This is a genomic window from Tatumella ptyseos ATCC 33301 (assembly GCF_000735525.1).
In the GTDB taxonomy this organism is placed as follows: domain Bacteria; phylum Pseudomonadota; class Gammaproteobacteria; order Enterobacterales; family Enterobacteriaceae; genus Tatumella; species Tatumella ptyseos.
In genome coordinates this window covers 111,304-134,264 of record NZ_JMPR01000027.1, presented here as the reverse complement: position 1 = coordinate 134,264, position 22,961 = coordinate 111,304, and the positions used below count along the sequence as shown (strand labels likewise).

The following is a 22,961-nucleotide window of genomic DNA, read 5'->3' as shown; positions in this document are numbered from 1 at the left end:
ACAGGGTGCTGTTACAGCACGACCCCCAGATACTGGCGCATATGGGCACCGGCACCTAATAATCCTGGCTGATCGTGGGTGATCAGGTAGACAGGGATATCCTGGACATAAGCACGGAAGCGGCCTTTATCTTCAAAGGCAGCACGGAAACCGGAAGCTTTGAAAAATTCCAGGAAACGCGGCACGATCCCACCGGCAATATAGACACCGCCGAAGGTACCGAGTGTCAGCGCAAGGTTTCCGCCGAACCGGCCCATAATCACACAGAACAGTGACAGCGCACGACGGCAATCGGTGCACTCACCGGAGAGCGCGCGTTCGGTCACATCCTGAGGCTGTAATTTCTCCGGTTCACGGTTATCTGAAATGACAATCGCACGGTAGATATTCACCAGACCTTTACCGGATAACACACGCTCTGCGGAGACACGACCACGTTCTGCACGCAACACGCTCATGATCATATCTTCTTCTTCGGTGCCACAGGTAAAATCGACATGCCCCCCTTCGCCCGGAAGACTGACCCAGCGTTTATCCACATGCACCAGATGGCTGACACCCAGCCCGGTACCTGCTCCATAGATGGCAATCGGCTTACCGTTAACCGGTTCATTCCCGCCAAACTGAATAACATCGTCATCACTCAGACAAGGAATAGCCATTGAGACTGCCGTAAAATCGTTGATCACTTCCAGATGTTCCAGACCAAGATTCTGCTTCATCTCTTCAATAGAGAATGCCCAGTGATGATTGGTCATTTCGATCCAGTCATCTTTCACCGGGCAGGCTATCGCAATACAGGCAGCCCGTACTTCCGGCTGTTCCGAAAGATAGTGACGGATGACATCCTCCAGGCTCTGAAAATCAGAGGTAGAGAAGGTTTTGGTCTGTGAGATATTACCGTTACTCACTTCACACAATGCAAGGCGGGCGTTCGTTCCGCCAACATCGCCGACCAAGGCATAGTTTGTCATTCTTATGCTACTCCGCTTGGGGGTAATTGATGGTGAAGACACAGTGGCATCTTCAAATTATTTCTTCACCGATAAGTCCGGCGAAATCACGTTATAATTTTTACAGTAATCTACCATACCTTGCAGAATAGCCAATGCACATAGGTAAGATGCTGAATAATACCATAGGAAAATTTTTACCCTTGACAGTGACCGCTGCCACTGAGGAAGTTTCCCGCGCCCTTTAATGAAAGTGCTCCGCCATCCGGCGGACTTCATACCGGAGATTTTCAGATTACTACAATAGTCCCGGGACTTCACCTATCAGCAACCCGAGGTTAAGCATTATCACCAGTACAACGATCACCCCTCCGGTGATACGTGTTTTTTTACTGTTGACCAGCTCGCCCATCAGTTGGGAGTTTCCGGTGAAGACCAGTAACGGGATCAGGGCTAATGCAATACCGAAACTCAGTAGCACCTGGCTCAGAACCAGTACCCGCGTCGGATCCATCCCGGCAATGATCACAATAAATGACGGCAACATCGTCACGAGGCGGCGCACCCATAACGGGATGGTAAAATGAATAAACCCCTGCATGACCACCTGGCCGGCCAATGTCCCTACCACCGTAGAGGACAGACCGGCAGTGACCAGACTCAGGCCAAATACCAGTGCCGCAGCATTCCCCAGCAGGGGTTTCAGTGTGACATACGCCTGGTCCAATTCCGTTATACCGGTATGTCCGTTAAAATGGAATACAGCCGCCGCCGTTGCCATCATGGCCAGATTCACAAAACCGGCAATCGTCATCGCGACAGCCACATCCATTTTTGTGGAGCTGTAACGCTGGCTACGGTTACCGCCGGTATCCCGCTGTGTCAGTGCCGAATGAAGATAAATCACATGCGGCATAATGGTGGCACCCAGTACCCCGGCCGCCAGATAAAGAGCGTCCGTTTCCGGCAGCGTAGGTAATACCATACCACGCAGTAAACCTGCAGGATCCGGTTGAGAAAAGAACAGTTCAATAACGTAGGCTACAGCGACAAATAACAGCATCCCGCCAATCACCCATTCCAGGGGCTTTTGCCCGCGGCTTTGCAACATCAGGATCAGGAATGTGGCAATTCCGGTGACGACCGCGCCTTCCAGTAATGAAATGCCGAACAGCAGTTTAAACCCTAACGCCGCGCCAATAAATTCCGCAAGATCTGTCGCCATCGCGATAATTTCTGCCTGTACCCAGTAGAACCAGACAACGCGGCGGGGAAAACGGTCACGGATATGCTCGGCCAGGTTTTTTCCGGTCGCAATCCCCAGTTTCGCAGAGAGCAACTGGATAAGCATCGCCATGATATTGGCCCAGACAACAACCCAGAGCAACTGATAACCATAACTGGCCCCGGCCTGAATATTGGTGGCAAAATTTCCGGGGTCGATATAACCAATCGCTGCAATAAAGGCAGGCCCCATCAATGCCAGCTTTACTTTTCTCTGTTTGTTTGTGCGTTCAGTAGTCTGACTGTCTGGCATCTGGCTTCCCCGGAGATATGGTTGACCCCTACTCTACCCGCAAAGTATCAGGGACGTTAAATCGGTAATAATTATTGCATCAATAGACGATGCTAAAAAGTATAGCACAGGCTATACCATGGCATTTCAAGGTACCTGATAAGCAAAATTTGAGCAAAGGGTTTGTGAACGACTACGGACAGGTTTAATGAGAAATTAACAAAAAAAGACAGATTATTTAATAGTGCGATACATTCCGGACAAAAAGAGGCACTGTTACCGTCGGTTATTCGAAAAAAACAGCGAGATCTTTTGCTTATATTGGGTTTTGGATCTCGTTTTTATGCGACGTGTTACATAGAATACACCACAAAATAAAACTCCCCTCAGAACCGGAGCCCGCATGGCACACATTTTTCACTTTATTCTGGCAATGGTGGTTGTCGCAGCCCTTGCCTTACTGGCAAGTAAAAACAGAAAACAAATTCGTATCCGCTACGTCATCCAGTTACTGGTGATCGAAGTTCTGCTGGCCTGGTTTTTCCTGAATTCAGAAGCCGGACTGGGTTTTGTCAGAGCTTTCGCAGGATTCTTCGATACTCTGCTGAAATACGCTGCCGAAGGAACCAACTTTGTCTTTGGCGGCATGAACGACAAAGGCATGGCTTTCTTCTTCCTGAATGTCCTTTGCCCTATCGTTTTCATCTCTGCACTGATCGGTATTCTTCAGCACTTCCGTGTTCTGCCACTGGTTATCCGCGCCATCGGTACGGTACTCTCCAAAATTAATGGCATGGGTAAACTGGAATCTTTCAACGCCGTCAGCTCGTTAATTCTGGGGCAGTCTGAAAACTTTATCGCTTATAAAGATATCCTCGGGAAAATGTCTCACAACCGTATGTACACCATGGCAGCTACCGCCATGTCTACGGTGTCCATGTCCATCGTCGGTGCCTATATGACCATGCTGCAGCCTAAATATGTGGTCGCAGCCCTGATCCTTAATATGTTCAGCACCTTTATCGTTCTTTCGATTATTAACCCGTACAAAGTCGAACAGGAAGATGACCTGCAACTGAAAAACACTCATGAAGGACAAAGTTTCTTCGAAATGCTGGGTGAATACATCATTGCCGGTTTCCGCGTTGCTATCATCGTGGCGGCCATGCTGATTGGTTTTATTGCCCTGATCTCTGCCATCAATGCGCTGTTTACTACCATTTTCGGTATCAGCTTCCAGGGTGTCCTGGGTTACCTGTTCTACCCGTTTGCCTGGATCATCGGTGTCCCTGCAGACGAAGCGCTGAAAGTTGGCAGTGTTATGGCGACCAAGCTGGTGTCGAATGAGTTTGTTGCCATGATGGATCTGCAGAAGATGGCCAGCCAGCTGACGCCACGCTCTGAAGGGATCCTGTCTGTTTTCCTGGTCTCTTTTGCTAACTTCTCCTCCATCGGTATCGTCGCAGGCGCTATTCGTGGTCTGAATGAAGAGCAGGGAAATATTGTCTCCCGTTTTGGCCTGAAATTACTCTACGGTTCAACACTGGTCAGCCTGTTATCTGCGGCAGTTGCCGGACTGGTTCTTGCCTGATCCGACACTCAGACTGAACAACGGGGCCATCAGGCCCCGTTTTTTTTATAAAAAAAAGCCAATAACTTAACTGGCACGCTCATGCTGATCGGTGTGTTTAAAACGACAGCCTGGCTAATGACTCCTTTTTTAACGGGGATAATATGCAGAGTCAGTTCAGATAATAAATACATCGTCGTAATATAGAAGGTGGTGGAACATCCGGTTGCGTTTCAGCTCTTCTGCTGGTGAGTCTTTTCCGTATTTGTCCATCTGTTCCCGAAAATCTTCACGGTACATTTTACGGCTCAGCGGCAACGCAGGCCCTGCTGACTCCGGAAGCAGGTTGTTCAGGAACGGTAGATATTCGCTCGCCATCGAATGGCTTGCCCGGACTCGTTGTATGGTCAACATCCGGATGGGTGTTTCGGGGAAATACCCTCCGGATATCTTCTGGCGGAAACTCCCGCACAAGCGCCTCCTGCACTTCTTTTGCCTCTATGTTTTCTGTCGATGCACCCATGCCGATAAACCCTTTTCTTTATATGGGTAATATCGTGCCATCATACCCATCCCCCCGGTTTAAAGAAATTCATGCACCTGAAAACCGCCGTGAGATCACGTTTATAAAATGAGTAAAAATGCCCGAAAAATAGCAATAGGAAGGAAAGCAGAATGGCTTTAGTACGGAAAATATCGGGTAATAAAAAACTGTACCTTACTTCATCGGCGGCCCGACGTTTGGGGTACAGTTTATCACTGCGGGTGTTAAGTGATAAATCGCTTAACGGTCCGGGAGAGCACCGGACTTTCTTTTATAACGTTTATTCAGCTTTATCAGCTTGTGTCCGCTGCGCTTTATGACCTTCATGTCCTTCTGCAATAAAACCATCATCAATTTTATCGGTATTAGACTGGTTGTCGCGACCGGACAATAAATTCCAGCAGGCAATAAACAATGCAGCAACCAGCGGTCCGATAACAAACCCGTTCAGACCGAATAATTCCATTCCGCCCAGGGTTGACATAAGCACCAGATAATCCGGCATACGTGTCTCTTTACCCACCAGTAACGGACGAAGCATGTTATCCACCAGCCCGATAACTAAGATGAAGAAGACAACCAGGAAGACACCTTTCCACAGCGGACCGGCGGCCAGGAAATAGATAGCCACCGGTAACCAGATAATGGCTGATCCGACGGCAGGGACCAGTGAAAGAAACGCCATTAACGCTCCCCATAGCACGCTGCCTTCCACGCCCAGGAACCAGAAAGCCAGGCCCCCCAGAGCCCCCTGGACGATTGCCACGACCACAGTCCCTTTTACCGTCGCTTTGGAAACGGCGGCCAGTTTAGTGAACAGATGATGTTTCATATAACGGCTAAGAGGCAATGCATCCAGTACCAGGCCAATCAGATACGCACCATCCTTCAGGAAGAAGAACAGCAGATATAACATAATGATAAAGCCGACCGTAAAGCTGAAGGTACCCTGCCCTATCACCAGCGCGCTGCTGGCCAGTGTATGGCTACCCTGCATCGCCAGGCCGGAAATCTTTTGCTGAAGCGCATCGACATTAGTCAGGTTATAGCGATTCAGAAATTCCTGCACAAAACCCGGCAGATGATGAACTACCGTACTGATAGATGTGGATAAGAAATGGTTATTCTGCTGGAGATTGTTGTAGACCTCATTGCCTTCATAAGCCAGTGAACTCATCACAATCACACAGGGTATAAAGACGATCAGACAGATGATCAGTAATGTCAGTAATGCCGCCAGACCATTTCTGCCCCCCAGCCACGCCCTGACCCGTGTTTTAAGCGGATAAAACAACAGTGCCAGAATGACTCCCCAAAAAATTGACGAATAATATGACTTGAGTACCATGCAAAATGCCAGGGTGCTCAGCAACAAGAGCAGCACAAAAAATCCTTCATTAATGCCTTTAATTCTCATCAGTTATTCTCATTATCATTGAATAAGTTACTGTTAACTGTAGTAAATAAAGGGAAGAATGCAATATTCAGATAGCACTATGCTGAAGAAATAGCCGCTGAAGCCGCCAGAGGTATGATAAAAATGATATTTATCACTTTACGGGGGCATAATGCCCGCGGCACGGCCCCTGACACAGCAACTCCCGCCCAAAAAGCCAACTCACTGATGCGGGGGAATATCATAAATAACGTTACTTTTTGAAAATAACAGCAACTACAGGATAAACCACAGGAAAGCGGACCTCCTTCTGCTCACACCGACTCTCCGGAACTGAAAGATGTATTTCCGGGCACCTGGTCGCGGAAAAGTCACGAAACGGAGTTAATCGCAACACTGTTCAGCCAGCATGCAAACATCGCAGGCAGCCAATAAGGGGTTATCTGCTGACGACGACGAAAATGATGACCATAAAAGAAGATAACTGCTGCCATTGACTGAGCGGGAGCTGATTACAGAGAAGGATATACAGACTTTGCCGTAATGGCGTCACATAGCGTACAGTGAACAGGCTAACACTCTGATTAAAAAGAAATTAAATGATAGAAACGCGGATCTGAAAGAGATGATAAACAGGATGATAGTGAAGAAATAAAACGGATAAGAAAATAAGAAGTGGTGGAGATAAGCGGGATCGAACCGCTGACCTCTTGCATGCCATGCAAGCGCTCTCCCAGCTGAGCTATACCCCCACATCTGGAACATTTTCGGTGCGTTACTTCTGATGAAGTAATGGTGGAGATAAGCGGGATCGAACCGCTGACCTCTTGCATGCCATGCAAGCGCTCTCCCAGCTGAGCTATACCCCCAGACCGAAAATTGTCAGGGCTGACCTGACGGACGGCATAATATGAAACCGGGGCATGGGTGTCAACGGCAAATTTATGATCTGCGCGCAACTGCTGAAAAAGCCACCATATTCATCGGGTAAGACCACTGTCATCCCCTTTAAAATTCCAGGCTTCGGGTGATAGATCACAATAAAAGGTGAATCCGTGCATAGGGATGATGACGAAATCTTTTCTTTTTTTAACGTACAAGTTACCTTTCATTGTAAAATAAAATCGTTACATCAACCAGGAAAGGAAAACAGTGTGAAAAAGGAATGGATGACTCCGGAAGAACTGGCGCTGGAAACAGGGTATAGCCGCCAGACAATCAATAAATGGATCAAGCGAGAAGGCTGGGCTACCCTGCCGAAACCTGGTGTTCAGGGTGGCAAAGCCCGATTGATACACATCGATGAAGAAGTGAAAACATTCCTTGATTCCATCAGGCATGTGTCTGAGCCAAAAGGGAACTATATTGTCGAGAAAGATCCACTGGCCACCCTGCTACTGAGCAGTATAAGTCAGATGACACGCCATGAAAAAGAACAATTAAGCGGATTGTTACTTCGTGAAGGGATCCGCGGAATGCTGCAACGCCTGGATATCCCTGACGGGGAATAATAAAGACCGGAAACCCACAGGTTTCCGGCACATCGACAATGATTACGCCTGTGCTTCGCGCTCAGCGATAAAGCCCAGGGCTTTATGGATACGGGCGATACTCCGTTGCTGGCCAATAGCTGCAACGGTAACATCCAGTCCCGGAGACTGCCCGGCACCGGTCACCGCAACACGTAATGGCATCCCTACTTTACCCATACCCACTTCCAGTTCATCGGCCGTAGACTGAATGGCCTGATGAACATTCTCAGCCGTCCAGTCAGAGATCGCCGCCAGTTTCTCAGCCACACGCTCTAATGGCTGACGCGCGACCGGACGCAGATGTTTTTTCGCAGCATCTGCATCAAATGCATCAAAATCCTCATAGAAGTAACGGCAGCTTTCCGCCATTTCTTTCAGTGTCTTACAACGGTCACCCAGCAGTTTAACCAGTGCAGGCAATTCCGGCCCGACAGCGGTATTGATGTTCTGCTGTTCAATATGCCATTGCAGTTGGGTCGCCACATATTCTGCCGGCAGCGTATTAATGTAGTGATGGTTCAGCCACAACAGCTTTTCTGTATTGAAAGCACTCGCAGATTTACTGACAGCATCCAGACGGAACAGCTCTGTCATTTCAGCGACAGAGAAAATCTCCTGATCACCGTGCGCCCAGCCCATACGAACCAGATAATTCAGTAACGCTTCCGGTAAAAATCCATCATCACGGTACTGCATCACACCGACGGCACCATGGCGCTTAGACAGTTTCTTACCGTCATCACCCAGGATCATAGAAACGTGTGCATAGAGCGGAACCTGTGCACCGATAGCTTTCAGGATGTTGATCTGGCGCGGGGTATTATTGATATGGTCTTCACCGCGGATCACGTGGGTGATTTCCATATCCCAGTCATCGATCACCACACAGAAGTTATAGGTCGGTGAACCGTCTGTACGGCGAATGATCAGATCATCCAGCTCCTGGTTACTGAATTCAATCGGGCCACGGATCTGATCATCAAAGATCACCGAACCTTCCTGCGGGTTACGGAATCGAACCACACATGGCTCATCATCACTGTGATGCTCATGGCTGTCACGGCAACGCCCGTCATAACGTGGTTTTTCACCGTTTTCCATCTGCGTTTCACGCAGTGCTTCCAGACGTTCCTTAGAGCAGTAGCATTTATACGCGGTTCCGGCAGCCAGCATTTCATCAATGACCTGGTTGTAGCGGTCAAAGCGCTTGGTCTGGTAATAAGGACCTTCATCCCAGTCCAGGTTCAGCCAGTTCATACCATCCATAATGGCTTCGATGGCTTCCGGTGTGGAGCGTTCAAGATCGGTGTCTTCTATACGCAGAACGAACTCACCTTTATTGTGGCGGGCGTATAACCAGGAATAAAGAGCAGTACGGGCACCACCCACATGTAAGTAGCCGGTAGGACTTGGCGCAAAACGAGTCTTAATTTTCATTAAACATTGCCTTAGGACGCGGTTTTATCATCACTGACGACAAAAACCAGAAATAAATGCGGAATTCAGTCGCTTCATTTTAACACCTGGCAGTGAATCCTCAATCATTGCTCGCCCTCTGAAACTGTTTAATCTGCGTTTTGCGATAAAAAAAACACCGTTTTGTTTAAAACCCCCGCAGGGTGGCTATTTTTAAAACGAACGAACATTTTATTCAGAAAAAGCGTTGACTCATATTCAACTATCCCTATAATGCGACTCCACACAGCGGGGGTGATTAGCTCAGTTGGTAGAGCACCTCCCTTACAAGGAGGGGGTCGGCGGTTCGAACCCGTCATCACCCACCACTACTTAGGTAGGTAACCCGCTGGAACAGGTAAAGAATTTGAATTTGGGTGATTAGCTCAGTTGGTAGAGCACCTCCCTTACAAGGAGGGGGTCGGCGGTTCGAACCCGTCATCACCCACCAAATTCAACAAAGCCCTGTAAATTATTTCGGGTGATTAGCTCAGTTGGTAGAGCACCTCCCTTACAAGGAGGGGGTCGGCGGTTCGAACCCGTCATCACCCACCAAACGGGTCGTTAGCTCAGTTGGTAGAGCAGTTGACTTTTAATCAATTGGTCGCAGGTTCGAATCCTGCACGACCCACCAATTCAGAAAAAAGCTCCCTCAGGGAGCTTTTTTCGTTTCTGCTCACTGGTAAGTTTGCGCAGTGTCAGTCCGGTTCCGGAAAGTTTTCATCTGCGCCCGCCCGGGGTTCCGGGGCATTGTCTTTTCTGCTGGCGTTAAAGTGACCCGTAAAGCACCGTTTCTGCCGGGTTACCTGCCGCTTCCCCCGTCATTTCTTAGTGTGCTGCCAGCACCTTAAAGTAATGCGGGTCGTCCTGAATGGTCGCCAGAACCTTCGCGGCCAGTCCGGTCGGATTACGCCGTTTCTGCTCCCAGCTTTTCACCGTATCAAGACTGGTACCCAGAGCAGCCGCCAGCTCGGCCTGCGAAACGTTCAGTTTCGCCCGGATAGCTTTAACATCCGCCACGTTATAACGGGTTACCCGTGCCGGTAACGTGTCACCCTTTTTGATGGCGACGGCTTCTTCGAGAGAGGTTTTCAGTTCGTTAAAAATGTTCACGCTATACCTCACCTTTGAGTTGTCGGGTCAGTTTTTTCAGCACCGCTTTTTCTGCCGCGCTCAGACTGTCCTTAGTGTTTTTCGGATAGGCCATCACCAGCCAGATAACCTCGTCTGTGGCCAGAAAGTAAATGACTCTGGCACTGCCGCTTTTGCCCTGATGACCGGTCGCCATTCTGACTTTTCTCAGTCCGCCGGTTCCCTGAATTAAGTCGCCCTTAGCCGGGGACTCAATCAGTTCACACTGCAATGCTTTCAGTTCATCATCCGTGGCAATCAACCGGATTTGCCGGATAAAAAGCGACGTCCCGATAAATTCAATCGAATGATCCATAAAGGACTCCTTTCCAGGGTGAAATTGTACTCCTTTATCTGTACTTTACCAGTCCGGTGTAATTACTCCTTCCCTGGCATCGGTACGAATGGTGAAGTAGCATTTTTCGGCCCGGGTCCTGTCCCCGGCTTAGGTATTACCGATAGCACAGCTACCCTGTCAGCTTATATTCACGGGTTGTCGTCCCGGCCCCGGCACATATCCCCTTAGCGTTCAGGGATAAAGTCCCGGTGGCTGCTCAGATAATCCGCCTGTTCACAGACCAGTTGCCAGATAGCCTCTGCCGCCGGACTCAGCGACCGGTTTTTTCGCCGGATAAGCATCAGTGTGCGGTGATATTCAGGGTAGATCCGTCTGACAGCCAACTGACTACCGGAGGGCAGTGGCAATGCCAGTGCCGGCAGAATACTAATACCAATCCCGGCTTCTGCCATCGGATAGAGTGTCACAGGGTGGCCGACCTGCTGGATCACGCGGGGCGATATTTTTTGCTCGCGGAAAATGTTATCAATCAGTGCACGACTGCCGGATGCATAATCCTGCAATACCAGCTCACGATCCCGGAGATCCTCCCAACACACCACCGGCGGAACACTTAGCGGATCGTCTGAACGGTACAACAGCAGAAAAGGATCATTCAGAATCGGCTGGATCTCAAATTCATCGCTGTTCAAGGGATCGATGACAATACCGAAATCTACCGTGGCATTCAGTACACTCTGTAAAACTGACTGCTGAACACTGTCCTGTAACAACAGCCGTACCTCCGGATAGCGTTGCCGCGCCTGCGCCAGGCAGGCGGGCATTAGCCGTGCAGATATCGTCTGACTGGCGGCCAGCCTCACCGTGCCGCTGCGCTGACCACCGTAACGTCGTAACTCCAGTAACGTCGTATTCAGCTCTTCCAGCTGTACACTCAGTTTCGATGCCAGTTGCTGGCCGGCATGGGTCAGCTGCACTTCCCGGGTCGTCCGGTCCAGTAATTTGACACCAATCTCAGCTTCCAGCGCTTTAATACTGTGGCTGACCGCAGACTGGCTCAACCCCACCCTCTGCCCTGCCAGACTGAAACTGCCTTCGGTGGCAACTGCCACAAATACTTTCAACTGCCTGAGGGTATAATTCATGTATTTCATTCATATATAGGTTCGATAAATTAATTTTATTTCTAAGCTTTGTTACCGCACAATATTTTTTATTTCAGTTCGGAAAATAACGATGGGATTTCTACGCCTTGACCCGATGATGATCAAACTCATCATTACTGTATTACTGGCCACTTTTCTGCCGGCAAAAGGCGGTTTCGTCCCGTTTTTTGAATGGCTCACCACTGCGGCAATTGCATTACTGTTTTTTATGCATGGGGCAAAGTTATCCCGGGAAAAAATAGTTGCCGGCAGCAGCCATTGGCGGCTCCATCTGTGGATCATGTTCAGTACTTTTATTATGTTCCCGATCCTCGGTCTGCTTTTTGCCTGGTGGCATCCACTGAACATCTCTGCGGATCTCTATAACGGATTCCTCTACCTCTGCATATTACCTGCGACCGTGCAGTCCTCCATTGCCTTTACGTCCCTTGCCGGAGGCAATGTCGCGGCTGCCGTGTGCAGTGCCTCGGCATCCAGCTTACTGGGAATTTTTGTGTCTCCGCTGCTGGTCGGGCTGGTTATGCATGTTCACAGTAATGCACCTGGCAACGGTCTGGAACAGATCGGGAAAATCATGCTGCAATTACTGGTTCCGTTCCTGCTGGGACATTTTTCCCGTCGCTGGATAGGCAGTTGGGTAGAAAAACACCGCTCGCTGATTGGTAAGACGGATCAGACGTCTATTTTACTGGTGGTCTACTCCGCGTTCAGCGAAGCCGTGGTTAACGGTATTTGGCATCAGGTGAGCCTCGCAACCATGCTGTGGATCATCGTCGGTTGTCTGGGATTATTATCCGTCGTGCTGCTTATTAACGTGATTGCAGCCCGCAGCTTCGGGTTTAATCGTCAGGACGAAATCACCATTCTGTTTTGTGGTTCGAAGAAAAGTCTGGCCAACGGTGTGCCGATGGCAAACATCCTGTTTCCTGCCAGTACTATCGGTATCATTGTGTTACCACTGATGATTTTTCATCAGGTTCAGCTGATGGCCTGTTCATTTATTGCCCGTCATTACCGAAAACTTAACGATAAGGCCGCTGAGCAGGAACAAATTCCCGCCGCCTCCTCCGGTAAGTGATCCCGGCACAGCGCAGAAACCATCAGGTCCTGCGCTGCATCTGATAATGTGCGCTGCCCCGGCACCGTTATTTTCGGTTTTTCCCGCTATTGATTTTTCTGTTATCTCTGTCAATGATTAGTGCTGTGCTATTACGGCAAATCAGTCCGTTGAGTCAGCCTCACCACCTCAGTGACAATAATAAACTGAACTAAAAGCGTTTCAGAGCTTCACTTTTCACTTTTTAAAGGCAAAAGCAGATATGAACGAACAGACGCATGATGAGAGCGCGGGAAAGAACGCTGCCACCCCGTCATCTCAGGGTAACCAGCAAAAGAAAGAGAATTCACCGCCTGAGGATGAGCGAAAACGCCCCGGTAAAAAACCCCTGGTCATCCTGGCGATTATTGTGGTTGTGGTGATTATCGCAGCGGTTGTCTACTGGCTGATGAACCGTGGTATCGAAACGACAGATGATGCATTTACCGACGGTAACGCGGTGATCGTTTCTCCGCGGGTCTCCGGCTATGTGACTCAGTTACTGGTGAAAGATAATCAGAAGGTCAATAAAGGGGACTTGCTGGCCGTTATTGACCCGCGTGATGCCATCGCTCAGCGTGACCAGGCTCAGGCTCAACTGGCACTGGCGAATGCACAACTTCAACAGGCCGAAGCTCAGTTAGCTCTTGCCAAAGTTCAGTATCCGGCGCAGAAAGAACAGGCTATCGCAAGCCAGGCCAGAGCCCGTGCTGAACTGAACAATGCCACCGCTGCCTATCGCCGTCAGCACGGTGTTGACCCGAAAGCCACCTCGCAGACTAACATTGACAGTGCCACGGCCCAATGGCGCTCTGCACAGGCGGAATATCAGAATGCCACGGCGCAGGTTGCGGTGGCCTCGCAGGTCGCACTGCAGATCCGCCAACAGGAAACGAATGTTGAAGCCCGCAGACAGCAAGTCACTCAGGCGAAAGCTCAGCTGGAAACCGCTGAACTCAACCTCTCTTATACCCGCGTGACTGCCCCTTATACCGGTTTTGTGACTAAACGTAATGTCGATCAGGGTAGCCTGGTTCAGGCTGGCAGCAGTATGTTCTCACTGGTTTCCCCGGACATCTGGATCACCGCCAACTTCAAAGAAACCCAGCTGCAATCCATGAAACCCGGCGACCATGTCGATATCAGTATCGATGCCTGGCCCTCTCTGAAACTGCAGGGCCATGTTGACAGTATCCAGATGGGTTCCGGTTCGCGGTTTTCTTCCTTCCCGGCTGAAAATGCCACGGGTAACTTCGTGAAAATCGTTCAGCGCGTGCCGGTCAAAATTATTATTGATAAAGGACTGGATCCTAACCATCCGCTACCGCTGGGCTTATCTGCAGAACCTGAGGTAACCGTAAAATGAGTGGTGCCGCGGAGTGGCGTCCGTCTGCTAACCCCTGGCTGGTCGCCTTAACGGTAACGCTGGCGGTATTTATGGAGGTACTGGATACCACCATCGTTAATGTCGCCCTGCCCCATGTGGCAGGGTCGCTCTCATCGAGTTACGATGAATCAACCTGGGTGCTGACGTCATACTTAGTGGCTAACGGTATTGTCCTGCCTATTTCAGCCTTCCTGAGCCGGTACTTCGGCAGAAAACACTACTTCCTGTTATGTATCGTCATGTTTACGCTGTGCTCGTTCCTGTGTGGCATGGCTACCGAACTCTGGCAGTTGATTCTGTTCCGCATCCTGCAGGGGTTCTTCGGGGGCGGTTTACAGCCGGTTCAGCAGTCTGTGTTACTGGACTATTTCAGTAAAAAAGACCGGGGAAAGGCATTCGGTTTATCCTCAATTGCCATCATTGTCGCTCCGGTTATCGGACCGACGCTGGGGGGATGGATCACCGATAACTTCAGCTGGCGCTGGATTTTCTTTATTAATATTCCGGTCGGGGTCATGACTGCACTGGCGATTTATCAGCTGCTGGAAGATCCGCCCTGGGAGAAAAAAGCGGCTAAAGGCACTCTGAGTATCGATTACATCGGTATCGGGCTCATTACCCTTGGACTGGGATGCTTACAGGTTTTTCTCGATCGCGGAGAAGATGAAGACTGGTTTTCATCGAACTTTATTATTCTGTTTGCCACCCTGGCGGTCATCGGGATCACTGGCGCGGTTTACTGGCTGATGTATACCCGCAAACCGGTCGTCGACATTCTGGTGATGCGGGACCGTAATTTCCGGGTTTCTGGCTTACTGATGGCTGGCATGGCGTTTATCCTTTATGGCAGTTCGGTCGTTATCCCGCAACTGGCGCAACAGGAGCTGAGCTACACCGCAACCCTCGCCGGTCTGGTACTCACACCAGGTGCCATTTGTGTCATCCTGACCATCCCTGTTGTGCTGAAACTGATGCCGATAGTGCAGACCCGCTACATTATTATGTTTGGTTTTGCCTGCCTGGCTCTTTCGTTTCTGTACTCGGGAATGATGCTGACGCCTGACCTCGATTTTACCTCACTGGTGATTATGCGTAGCATGCAATCCGTCGGCCTGGGATTCCTGTTTGTACCGTTAACGACCATTGCATTTATCTCGATCCCCCAAAAGCTTAACGGCGATGCCTCGGCGCTGTTCACCATGTTCCGTAACGTGGCAGGCTCTATCGGGATTTCACTGTCCACGGCAGCCATTACCGAACGGTCACAAACGCATTCCGCCTACCTCTCGGCCAATATGACCCCTCTGAACCAGCAATTTAATCAGGCGGTGTCCCAGATGGCACAGGCGATACAGAACTTTTCAAACGCCGTCGGGAATGCGACCTCCCTGGCCACAGGTCAACTCTATCAGCAGATGATAAGTCAGGCCCGTTTTCTCGCCTATGTGGACGTCTTTTTCGGCCTCTGTATTATCGGCCTGATCCTGTTACCGTTTTGTTTATTGCTGGCACCGGTCAAAAGCGAAGGCAGTGCCGGAGGCCATTAAAATGAAGGAAATTACTATGCGATCTGTCAGTTATCGCTTAAGTGCCGTTTTTGTCAGTCTGTTACTGGCAGGATGCAGCGTGGGCCCGGATTTTCATGCCCCGGAAAATCAGTTACCGGCTAACTGGCACAATCTTAGCTCAACTCAGCAATCCCGTCCGGAAACGGCCGATACATCTGTCAGCTGGTGGAAGAACTTTAATGATCCGCAACTGGACAGTCTGATCCGGCGGGCGATTGCCGGTAACCTGACCCTGCAACAGACGGTACTGCGGATCGCCGGCGCCCGTGAACAGGTTAACGAGGCGACCGGAGGCTTTTTCCCGACACTCAGTGCGCAGGCCAGCTATGCCCGCCAGCAGGAAGGTCTGAAAGGGCTGCTTAAATCACACGGTGTCTACGACAATCTGAACGAGGAAAGCAGTCAGCTGGTCAATTCAGCGACCGGCAGTGTGAACTTTTATCAGGGCGGATTTGATACCCGCTGGGAGCTGGATCTCTGGGGAAAAGTGCGCCGACAGAGAGAAATGGCGCAGGCCGAACAGCTGTCAGCTATCGAACAACGTAATGATGCGTTAGTCTCACTGGAAGCCGAAGTCGCCCGTACCTATCTGCAGTTACGTGCGGCTCAGGCAATGACGCAGGTTACCGAAGAGCAGGTCACCATTGCCCGCCAGACACAGCAACTGACCGAAAGTCAGATGCAGAACGGCCTGGCCCCGGCCACCGATCTGCAAAGCGCCACTGCCCAGGTGACGTCACTTGAAGCGCAGCTACCACAATATCAGGCGCAAATCAGTCAGGCCATGAACGGACTGGCGGTGCTGCTGGGCAAAGCCCCGGGCACGCTGGATAACGAACTACAGCAAGTGAAGCCGTTACCTGCCCTGCCCGCGATGATTTCCGTCGGCGTCCCGGCGGAGCTCGCCCGGCGGCGACCGGATATTCAGGAGGCAGAAGCCACACTGCATGCCCGTACCGCAGATATCGGAGTTTCGGTTGCACAGCTCTTTCCGGATATTTCACTGACAGGCCAGTTGGGCGTCAGGAATACTGATGCCAGCTATCTTGATGACTGGAGCAGTCATTTTTATAGCATTGGCCCCGGGATCTCACTGCCTATCTTCCAGGGAGGGCAATTGGTGTCTCAGGTCAGGCTTGCCCGGGCGTCTCAGGCGAGTGCCGCTCTGGACTACAGAAATACCGTGCTAAAAGCCTTACAGGAAGTAGAAAACGGACTGGTGAGTTACCGTGCAGATCAGCAACAACTGACCTCGTTACAAGCCTCTGCGGATGCCCTGCAACAGGCATTTTCATTGGCCAAAGAAAGCTATTCAAAAGGTCTCAGCAGCTATATCAATGCACTGGATGCTCAACGCCAGCTGGCACAAACACAGTTACAGTTGATCAGTGTCCGTGCACAGACAGCCACCGACCTGGTCGCATTGTACAAAGCGCTGGGCGGTGGCTGGGAAAACTATCAGGCCGTATCACTGCCGGATTATCCGGTGTTCGGAGCCACCCCGAAAACCGGCGTCACCGCACAGTAACTGCCAGGCACAGGGTACTCAGTACCCTGTGCCTTTCCGTAGCGGATCCACCAGCCCCTGCAACCCTTCTGTCTTAATCACCAGCGCCAGCTGCATTAATTCCCCAAGATGGCCTGCGGGAAAAACCTCTTTGCGGGCAAACCACAACAGGTACTCTTCAGGCAGGTCAATCAGCAGCCGTCCCTGATATTTTCCGAAGGGCATACGGGTATTGGCCAGTGCAATAAGATCCTGCTTGTCCAGAATCAGCCTCCCAACAGATCAATCATTTGCTGTTCATCAATGACCTGAATGCCCAGTGCATTGGCTTTTTCCAGCTTAGATCCTGCCGCTTCACCGGCAATCACCAAATCGGTTTTCTTCGAGACACTGCCACTCACTTTCGCCCCCAGCGCGATCAGCCGGTCTTTGGCTTCATCACGGGTCATCTGGCTCAGCGAACCGGTCAGCACCACGGTTTTACCGGCAAACGGGTTGTCGTCTGCCGGCGTTGTAGCTCCGCGCCCCGGTGCCGGCCAGCGGATGCCGGTATCTTCCACCAGTTGGCGGATCACTTCACGGTTACTCTCTTCATCCATGAAATGGCGTATGTGGCTGGCCACCACCGGTCCCACATCCGGGACTTCCGTCAGAGCCTCCAGAGGTGCGTCCATCAGTGCCGGTAATTCGCCGAAGTGTAACGCCAGGCTCAGAGCCGTTGCTTCACCAACCTCGCGGATCCCCAATGCAAACAGAAAACGGGGGAGCGTGGTATCCTTCGATTTTTCCAGCGCATCCACGACATTTTGTGCCGAACGTGGTCCCATCCGATCAAGTCCGGTCAGTTTCCCGGCCGTCAGACGGAACAAATCCGCCGGCGTATGAACATATTCTTTCTCGACCAATTGGTCGATGATCTTGTCTCCCATCCCGTCCACATCCATCGCTCTGCGCGAAACAAAATGCTTCAGGGCTTCTTTACGCTGAGCGCCGCAAATCAGGCCGCCGGTACAACGGGTCACGGCTTCACCTTCGGTACGCTCCACGTCCGAACCACACACCGGACAATGGGAAGGGAAGATAATTTCCTGCGTGACATCCGGGCGTTCAGAGAGCACCACATTCACAATCTGCGGAATAACATCCCCGGCACGACGGATAACGACATTATCTCCGATGCGGATCCCCAGACGTTCTATCTCATCAGCGTTATGCAACGTGGCATTACTGACCATGACACCGGCGACCTGCACCGGTTCAAGACGCGCCACCGGCGTAATTGCCCCTGTCCGTCCGACCTGGAATTCCACATCACGAACCGTGGTGACCTGCTCCTGAGCGGGGAATTTAAAGGCAGTCGCCCAGCGCGGGGCCCGGGCAACAAACCCAAGCTGCGTCTGTAATGCCAGAGAATTGACTTTAATGACGACCCCGTCAATATCAAAGCCCAGCTTAGGACGCTGCTCACCGATATGGTGGTAAAACGCCAATACACTTTCCGGTGTATCACAGACCCGGACGTGATTATTGACCGGTAACCCCCAGCTTTTCAGTTGCTGCAGGCGTTGCCAGTGCGTATCTGCCAGCTCTCCCCCTTCGGAGACCCCAATCCCGTAGCAACAAAATGTCAGCGGACGCTTTTCGGTAATTTTCGGATCAAGCTGACGCAGGGAACCGGCAGCCGCATTTCGAGGGTTGGCGAACACTTTTGCACCGCTTTTTCGTGCGCTTTCATTCAGTTTTTCAAACCCTTTCTGGTTCATAAAAACTTCGCCGCGCACTTCCAGTCGCTCGGGAATACCGTCACCGGTTAACCGTAAAGGGATTGCACGGATAGTTCGGACGTTAGTGGTAATATTTTCGCCAGTCGTCCCGTCACCCCGGGTGGCCGCCTGTACCAGTTCCCCCTGTTCATACAACAGGCTGACGGCCAGACCATCAAGTTTCAGTTCGCAGCAATACTCCACGGGGTCCTTACTTTTCAGCCGCTCCGAGACACGCTTATTAAATGCCAGAAAGCTCTGGTCATCGAAGACGTTATCCAGAGACAGCATCGGAACTTCATGGCGGATAGATTCAAACCCCGCCAGCGGAGCTGCCCCGACACGCTGGGTCGGGGAGTCACGGGTGATCAGTTCGGGATGCTGTTCTTCAAGTGCTTTCAGCGCCTGCATCAGTTTATCGTATTCGGCATCAGGGATTTCCGGTGCATCCAGCACATGATAAAGATATTCGTGATGTCGCAACTGTGCGCGCAGCTGGTTCAGCTGTTGGCGGATGTTATTCATACAACCCCATAAGATAAAAAACCCCCGACTAGCGGGGGTTTATTGAGACAAATTAACGATTAAGCGATTTCAGTAACTTCCCGGATACGTGCTTTGTACACTTCCAGTTTCTGTGGAGTGATCATCCTGCGTTCATCATCAAGGACCACCGCGCCCACATCATCCGCAATACGCTGTGCGGACTGTAACATCAGCTTGAAGTTCTGATGTGCATCCCCGTAAGAAGGAACCATCATGAAAATCGAAACGCCCGGCGTGGTAAAGTCACCCATCTGTTCCGGGTCAAAAGAGCCGGGCTTCATCATATTCGCCAGACTGAACAGTACCGGGCCGCTGCCGGACGGATTCAGATGCCGGTGGAAAATGTTCATTTCACCAAACTGGAAACCGGCCTGCAGGATAGCCTGTAATAAAGGCTCGCCATTCAGCTCTCCGCCGGTATGGGCAGAAACATGCAGTACCAGTACCGCTTCTTTGGCCCTTTCCTGGTTTTCCGCCGCGGGTGCGTCGGCACTTTCCGGTACTGAGGGGTCAGCCTCAGAAGGCGTACCTTCCGTTGCAGACTCTTCAGCGACTTCAGCCTCATACTCATACGCAGGTTCAGACTGCGGTGTACGTTTCTCTTCCCGTGGTGCAGAAACACTCTCCTGCGCGGGCGTTTTCGGTACACTGCTGATGCCCGGTGCTGCATAGGCATTATCCGCCACAGACTCCGTATGCTCCGGACTGACTGATGGCTGATGGGTTTCGGCCTTCAACTCCGGTTGCGCGGCTTCATAGTCTGTTCTGGCATCCATCAATGGATCGGCTGAAGGTTCAGGCCGGTCACGCAGTGATTTCTTCAGCGCAGGCTTAACCTCAGGCGCGCGGGTGGCACGTTTCTCAGCCGGAGCCGGCTCCTCCTCATATTCACGACTGGCGCGAAAATCAGAGACACCTTCTTCTTCCTCTAAGCTGAGATCATCATCGTTACGTTGTTTCAGACGTTTGTGCGGGCGATCGCGAAATACAGAAGACCGCTCCTTACGATTGGTCCACAGACCATGCAGGAGAAGTGCAACGATGGCAACCGCACCAACAACGATTAATATCAGACGCAAATCCTGCATCATTGTATTCTCTGTTGTTCCAATACTTTGCCTAAAAAAGGCACCTTTACCTTTAAATGTATTTGCAGGGCCGGACAAGTGCAAGTCTGCATAGTACTTTCTGACAAATAATATGCTATCTGTCGTGCAACCGCTGACTTTTTAACCAATATTTACTTACCCGTCCGCGAAACAACGCTATGATATGCCTCAGTTACATCAGGAGAATAATTGAATGCAGGAAGGAAAAACAAAAATAGCGGTCAATGGTGTTGACTACTTTCGTCAGGGGTGGCACCTGGCGACGCTGCCGGGCATCCGCCGCTATGTTATCGTGCCGTTACTGGTCAATGTGCTGTTAATGGGCTCTGCATTTATCTGGTTATTTAAACGACTGAACGTCTGGATCCCGGAATTATCAGGACACATTCCGCACTGGCTGCAATGGCTGGATTACCTTATCTGGCCACTGGCGGTTGTCTCGCTGCTGCTTGTTTTTGGCTATTTTTTCTCGACCCTTGCCAACTGGATTGCCGCCCCTTTTTGCGGACTGCTGGCTGAACAGCTCGAAAACAAACTCACCGGCAACCCTCTTCCGGAGACAAGCTGGGCCGGACTGATCAAGGATTTGCCCCGCATTATGTGGCGCGAGTGGCTTAAGCTTAAATATTACCTGCCCCGGGCCATAGCCCTGCTACTGGTCCATTTTATCCCGGGTATCGGGCAGACTCTCGCTCCCCTGCTCTGGTTTCTTTTCGGGGCATGGATGATGGCCATTCAATACTGTGACTATCCCTTTGATAACCACCGCGTTCCGTTTCTGACCATGCGCCAGGCGCTGGGCTCTCACCGGAGTGCGCACTTACAATTTGGCGCACTGGTCAGCGTGTTTACCCTGATCCCGGTGATTAATCTGGTCATTATGCCCGTCGCAGTTTGCGGTGCGACAGCCATGTGGGTTGATCAGTACCGGGGCCTGTCGGCAACACTTGCCGCAGAGGGTCGGCGCAACGTGAAAAGCCGGTAAGCAGACCCGTCTTTATTGCCCTCTGAAATAAGGATATACGATTTCTTTCCTTCACTGTCTCAAAAGAAAGCGTATTCTCATGTCGTGCTCCACATTTCAAAGAGTTAAGGACAAGCTATGAGTAAGATTTACGAAGATAATTCTTTAACCATTGGCCATACTCCGTTGGTCAGGCTAAACCGTATTGGTAACGGGCGTATTCTGGCAAAGGTTGAATCGCGTAATCCAAGCTTTAGCGTTAAATGCCGTATCGGCGCCAATATGATTTGGGATGCGGAGAAACGCGGTATCCTGAAACCCGGAGTGGAACTGGTTGAACCCACCAGCGGCAATACCGGTATCGCTCTGGCCTATGTGGCGGCGGCGCGTGGTTATAAACTGACACTGACCATGCCGGAAACCATGTCCGTTGAGCGTCGTAAATTACTCAAGGCCCTCGGTGCCAACCTGGAACTGACGCCAGGGGCCCAGGGGATGAAAGGCGCCATTGCTAAAGCCGAAGAAATCGTCGCCAGTAACCCGGCGAAATATGTTCTGCTGCAGCAATTCAGTAATCCTGCCAACCCGGAGATCCATGAAAAAACCACCGGTCCTGAAATCTGGGAAGATACTGACGGTGATGTGGATGTCTTTATTGCCGGTGTCGGCACCGGAGGAACGCTGACCGGCGTCAGCCGTTACCTGAAAAATACCCGGGGTAAAAAATCACTGGTGAGTGTTGCGGTTGAACCGACAGACTCTCCGGTGATCGCTCAGGCACTGGCAGGTGAAGAAATTAAACCCGGCCCGCACAAAATTCAGGGGATCGGTGCCGGTTTTATCCCGGAAAACCTGGATTTATCACTGGTTGACCGCGTCGTCGCTATCACCAATGAAGAAGCTATCTCCACCGCACGCCAGTTGATGGAATCCGAAGGTATTCTTGCCGGGATCTCCTCCGGGGCAGCCGTTGCCGCGGCGCTGAAGCTGCAACAGGAACCGGAATTCGCCGATAAAAATATTGTCGTCATTCTGCCTTCTTCCGGAGAACGCTACCTCAGTACTGCATTATTTGCTGACCTGTTCACTGAAAAGGAACTTGGCTAATAATCAGCAGCTTACGCTGGCCGATCCTCTGCCTGAAAAAGCACCTACGGGTGCTTTTTTTGTGTCCCCGATCTCATTTTCACCCTAAATCGTATTGCTTTTTGGTACCGGGGTTTGCTATCAACGCTGATATTTATTTAGAAGCCCGAAATAAATAGTCATTGTTATGAAGCGGATCAAAACCCGCACAATAACAGATAGGGCATAATCCGCATTAGCGGCATAATGATCGGGTCCGGTGTGCGGGTTCACTGCAATCCATGAGCACGCAAAACCGCCTCTGCTCACTGAGATTGTCCGTACTGATGAGCCCTGTCGCCGGGATCCATAGGGACGTATTCCGGCTCCGGTGC

Annotated in this window: 19 protein-coding genes and 6 tRNA genes; 12 read left to right on the top strand and 13 right to left on the bottom strand. The window is 51.0% G+C overall.

Annotated features, from left to right (window positions below):
* Positions 1-11: 11 nt before the first annotated feature.
* Positions 12-974, bottom strand: a complete 963-nt coding sequence (gene glk, locus GTPT_RS07635) for a glucokinase (RefSeq protein WP_025903564.1) — start codon at positions 972-974, stop codon at positions 12-14.
* 277 nt (positions 975-1,251) lie between these two features.
* A complete protein-coding gene (locus tag GTPT_RS07630) occupies positions 1,252-2,490 on the bottom strand; it encodes an Nramp family divalent metal transporter (protein WP_025903565.1) in 1,239 nt (412 codons plus the stop codon).
* Positions 2,491-2,872: 382 nt separating this feature from the next.
* On the opposite strand from GTPT_RS07630, the gene GTPT_RS07625 reads away from it, so the two are divergent.
* Positions 2,873-4,060: a NupC/NupG family nucleoside CNT transporter gene (locus GTPT_RS07625; protein ID WP_025903566.1), complete on the top strand. Its 1,188-nt coding sequence runs from the start codon at positions 2,873-2,875 to the stop codon at positions 4,058-4,060.
* A gap of 156 nt (positions 4,061-4,216) precedes the next feature.
* On the opposite strand, the gene GTPT_RS07620 is transcribed toward GTPT_RS07625, so the two are convergent.
* The 4 genes from GTPT_RS07620 to GTPT_RS07605 form a co-directional block, all read right to left on the bottom strand.
* Positions 4,217-4,417, bottom strand: a complete 201-nt coding sequence (locus tag GTPT_RS07620) for a hypothetical protein (protein WP_029990944.1) — start codon at positions 4,415-4,417, stop codon at positions 4,217-4,219.
* Between the two features lie 446 nt (positions 4,418-4,863).
* Positions 4,864-6,000, bottom strand: coding sequence for an AI-2E family transporter (locus tag GTPT_RS07615; RefSeq protein ID WP_029990942.1), 1,137 nt, complete (start codon positions 5,998-6,000; stop codon positions 4,864-4,866).
* Positions 6,001-6,655: 655 nt separating this feature from the next.
* Positions 6,656-6,731: transfer RNA gene (locus GTPT_RS07610), tRNA-Ala, on the bottom strand.
* Between the two features lie 41 nt (positions 6,732-6,772).
* A tRNA-Ala gene (locus tag GTPT_RS07605) sits at positions 6,773-6,848 on the bottom strand.
* 285 nt (positions 6,849-7,133) lie between these two features.
* Here GTPT_RS07605 and GTPT_RS07600 point away from each other — a divergent pair.
* Positions 7,134-7,490: a YfeC-like transcriptional regulator gene (locus GTPT_RS07600; RefSeq protein ID WP_025903569.1), complete on the top strand. Its 357-nt coding sequence runs from the start codon at positions 7,134-7,136 to the stop codon at positions 7,488-7,490.
* A 42-nt stretch (positions 7,491-7,532) separates the two neighbouring features.
* Here GTPT_RS07600 and gltX read toward each other — a convergent pair whose 3' ends face one another.
* Entirely contained in the window at positions 7,533-8,948 is a 1,416-nt protein-coding gene (gene gltX, locus GTPT_RS07595) for a glutamate--tRNA ligase (protein WP_025903570.1), read from the bottom strand.
* Positions 8,949-9,219: 271 nt separating this feature from the next.
* On the opposite strand from gltX, the gene GTPT_RS07590 reads away from it, so the two are divergent.
* The 4 genes from GTPT_RS07590 (at position 9,220) to GTPT_RS07575 (ending at position 9,600) form a co-directional block, all read left to right on the top strand.
* Positions 9,220-9,295: transfer RNA gene (locus GTPT_RS07590), tRNA-Val, on the top strand.
* Positions 9,296-9,341: 46 nt separating this feature from the next.
* Positions 9,342-9,417: transfer RNA gene (locus GTPT_RS07585), tRNA-Val, on the top strand.
* 28 nt (positions 9,418-9,445) lie between these two features.
* Positions 9,446-9,521, top strand: a tRNA-Val gene (locus tag GTPT_RS07580).
* A gap of 3 nt (positions 9,522-9,524) precedes the next feature.
* A tRNA-Lys gene (locus GTPT_RS07575) sits at positions 9,525-9,600 on the top strand.
* Positions 9,601-9,794: 194 nt separating this feature from the next.
* Here GTPT_RS07575 and nadS read toward each other — a convergent pair.
* From nadS to GTPT_RS07560, 3 genes are all read right to left on the bottom strand, one after another.
* On the bottom strand, positions 9,795-10,079 hold the full coding sequence (gene nadS, locus GTPT_RS07570) for a NadS family protein (protein WP_025903571.1): 285 nt from the start codon (positions 10,077-10,079) through the stop codon (positions 9,795-9,797).
* Position 10,080: 1 nt separating this feature from the next.
* A complete protein-coding gene (locus tag GTPT_RS07565; protein WP_029990941.1) occupies positions 10,081-10,413 on the bottom strand; it encodes a type II toxin-antitoxin system RelE/ParE family toxin in 333 nt (110 codons plus the stop codon).
* Between the two features lie 206 nt (positions 10,414-10,619).
* Positions 10,620-11,540 carry a LysR family transcriptional regulator gene (locus tag GTPT_RS07560; protein WP_029990939.1) on the bottom strand — a complete coding sequence of 307 codons (921 nt, stop codon included), beginning with the start codon at positions 11,538-11,540 and terminating at the stop codon, positions 10,620-10,622.
* Between the two features lie 91 nt (positions 11,541-11,631).
* On the opposite strand from GTPT_RS07560, the gene GTPT_RS07555 reads away from it, so the two are divergent.
* From GTPT_RS07555 to GTPT_RS07540, 4 genes are all read left to right on the top strand, one after another.
* The gene (locus tag GTPT_RS07555) at positions 11,632-12,639 is read left to right on the top strand and encodes a bile acid:sodium symporter family protein (RefSeq protein WP_025903574.1); all 1,008 of its coding nucleotides are present in this window, start codon (positions 11,632-11,634) and stop codon (positions 12,637-12,639) included.
* Positions 12,640-12,880: 241 nt separating this feature from the next.
* Complete coding sequence (locus tag GTPT_RS07550) at positions 12,881-14,023, top strand: HlyD family secretion protein (protein WP_029990937.1); 1,143 nt, start codon at positions 12,881-12,883, stop codon at positions 14,021-14,023.
* Complete coding sequence (locus GTPT_RS07545) at positions 14,020-15,591, top strand: DHA2 family efflux MFS transporter permease subunit (protein ID WP_029990935.1); 1,572 nt, start codon at positions 14,020-14,022, stop codon at positions 15,589-15,591. The genes GTPT_RS07550 and GTPT_RS07545 overlap by 4 nt, the downstream gene beginning before the upstream one ends.
* Before the next feature lie 16 nt (positions 15,592-15,607).
* Positions 15,608-17,140 (top strand): efflux transporter outer membrane subunit, encoded by a 1,533-nt coding sequence (locus GTPT_RS07540; RefSeq protein WP_038011170.1) that lies wholly within the window; start codon positions 15,608-15,610, stop codon positions 17,138-17,140.
* Between the two features lie 18 nt (positions 17,141-17,158).
* Here the strand turns inward: GTPT_RS07540 and GTPT_RS07535 are convergent, their stop codons facing one another.
* The 3 genes from GTPT_RS07535 to zipA are packed head-to-tail and all read right to left on the bottom strand — an operon-like array spanning position 17,159 to position 20,519.
* A complete protein-coding gene (locus tag GTPT_RS07535) occupies positions 17,159-17,383 on the bottom strand; it encodes a DUF3820 family protein (protein WP_025903578.1) in 225 nt (74 codons plus the stop codon).
* Positions 17,384-17,385: 2 nt separating this feature from the next.
* Complete coding sequence (gene ligA / locus GTPT_RS07530; protein WP_029990933.1) at positions 17,386-19,407, bottom strand: NAD-dependent DNA ligase LigA; 2,022 nt, start codon at positions 19,405-19,407, stop codon at positions 17,386-17,388.
* 59 nt (positions 19,408-19,466) lie between these two features.
* Positions 19,467-20,519 carry a cell division protein ZipA gene (gene zipA / locus GTPT_RS07525; RefSeq protein ID WP_029990932.1) on the bottom strand — a complete coding sequence of 351 codons (1,053 nt, stop codon included), beginning with the start codon at positions 20,517-20,519 and terminating at the stop codon, positions 19,467-19,469.
* A gap of 211 nt (positions 20,520-20,730) precedes the next feature.
* Between zipA and cysZ the strand changes: the two genes are divergently transcribed.
* Together cysZ and cysK are read left to right on the top strand one after the other, a co-directional pair.
* Positions 20,731-21,522, top strand: a complete 792-nt coding sequence (gene cysZ / locus GTPT_RS07520) for a sulfate transporter CysZ (RefSeq protein WP_025903581.1) — start codon at positions 20,731-20,733, stop codon at positions 21,520-21,522.
* 117 nt (positions 21,523-21,639) lie between these two features.
* Positions 21,640-22,608: a cysteine synthase A gene (gene cysK / locus GTPT_RS07515; RefSeq protein ID WP_025903582.1), complete on the top strand. Its 969-nt coding sequence runs from the start codon at positions 21,640-21,642 to the stop codon at positions 22,606-22,608.
* The last annotated feature ends 353 nt before the right edge of the window (positions 22,609-22,961 follow it).

What these genes read in the sequence shown, in the direction of transcription:
- cysZ (WP_025903581.1), top strand. Translation starts at nt 20,731, where the DNA reads ATGCAGGAAGGAAAAACAAAAATAGCGGTCAATGGTGTTGACTACTTT.
- GTPT_RS07625 (WP_025903566.1), top strand. Translation starts at nt 2,873, where the DNA reads ATGGCACACATTTTTCACTTTATTCTGGCAATGGTGGTTGTCGCAGCC.
- GTPT_RS07630 (WP_025903565.1), bottom strand. Translation starts at nt 2,490, where the DNA reads ATGCCAGACAGTCAGACTACTGAACGCACAAACAAACAGAGAAAAGTA.
- zipA (WP_029990932.1), bottom strand. Translation starts at nt 20,519, where the DNA reads ATGATGCAGGATTTGCGTCTGATATTAATCGTTGTTGGTGCGGTTGCC.
- GTPT_RS07555 (WP_025903574.1), top strand. Translation starts at nt 11,632, where the DNA reads ATGGGATTTCTACGCCTTGACCCGATGATGATCAAACTCATCATTACT.
- GTPT_RS07615 (WP_029990942.1), bottom strand. Translation starts at nt 6,000, where the DNA reads ATGAGAATTAAAGGCATTAATGAAGGATTTTTTGTGCTGCTCTTGTTG.
- GTPT_RS07565 (WP_029990941.1), bottom strand. Translation starts at nt 10,413, where the DNA reads ATGGATCATTCGATTGAATTTATCGGGACGTCGCTTTTTATCCGGCAA.
- GTPT_RS07545 (WP_029990935.1), top strand. Translation starts at nt 14,020, where the DNA reads ATGAGTGGTGCCGCGGAGTGGCGTCCGTCTGCTAACCCCTGGCTGGTC.
- GTPT_RS07560 (WP_029990939.1), bottom strand. Translation starts at nt 11,540, where the DNA reads ATGAATTATACCCTCAGGCAGTTGAAAGTATTTGTGGCAGTTGCCACC.
- GTPT_RS07540 (WP_038011170.1), top strand. Translation starts at nt 15,608, where the DNA reads ATGCGATCTGTCAGTTATCGCTTAAGTGCCGTTTTTGTCAGTCTGTTA.
- GTPT_RS07620 (WP_029990944.1), bottom strand. Translation starts at nt 4,417, where the DNA reads ATGGCGAGCGAATATCTACCGTTCCTGAACAACCTGCTTCCGGAGTCA.
- glk (WP_025903564.1), bottom strand. Translation starts at nt 974, where the DNA reads ATGACAAACTATGCCTTGGTCGGCGATGTTGGCGGAACGAACGCCCGC.
- ligA (WP_029990933.1), bottom strand. Translation starts at nt 19,407, where the DNA reads ATGAATAACATCCGCCAACAGCTGAACCAGCTGCGCGCACAGTTGCGA.
- GTPT_RS07550 (WP_029990937.1), top strand. Translation starts at nt 12,881, where the DNA reads ATGAACGAACAGACGCATGATGAGAGCGCGGGAAAGAACGCTGCCACC.
- cysK (WP_025903582.1), top strand. Translation starts at nt 21,640, where the DNA reads ATGAGTAAGATTTACGAAGATAATTCTTTAACCATTGGCCATACTCCG.
- gltX (WP_025903570.1), bottom strand. Translation starts at nt 8,948, where the DNA reads ATGAAAATTAAGACTCGTTTTGCGCCAAGTCCTACCGGCTACTTACAT.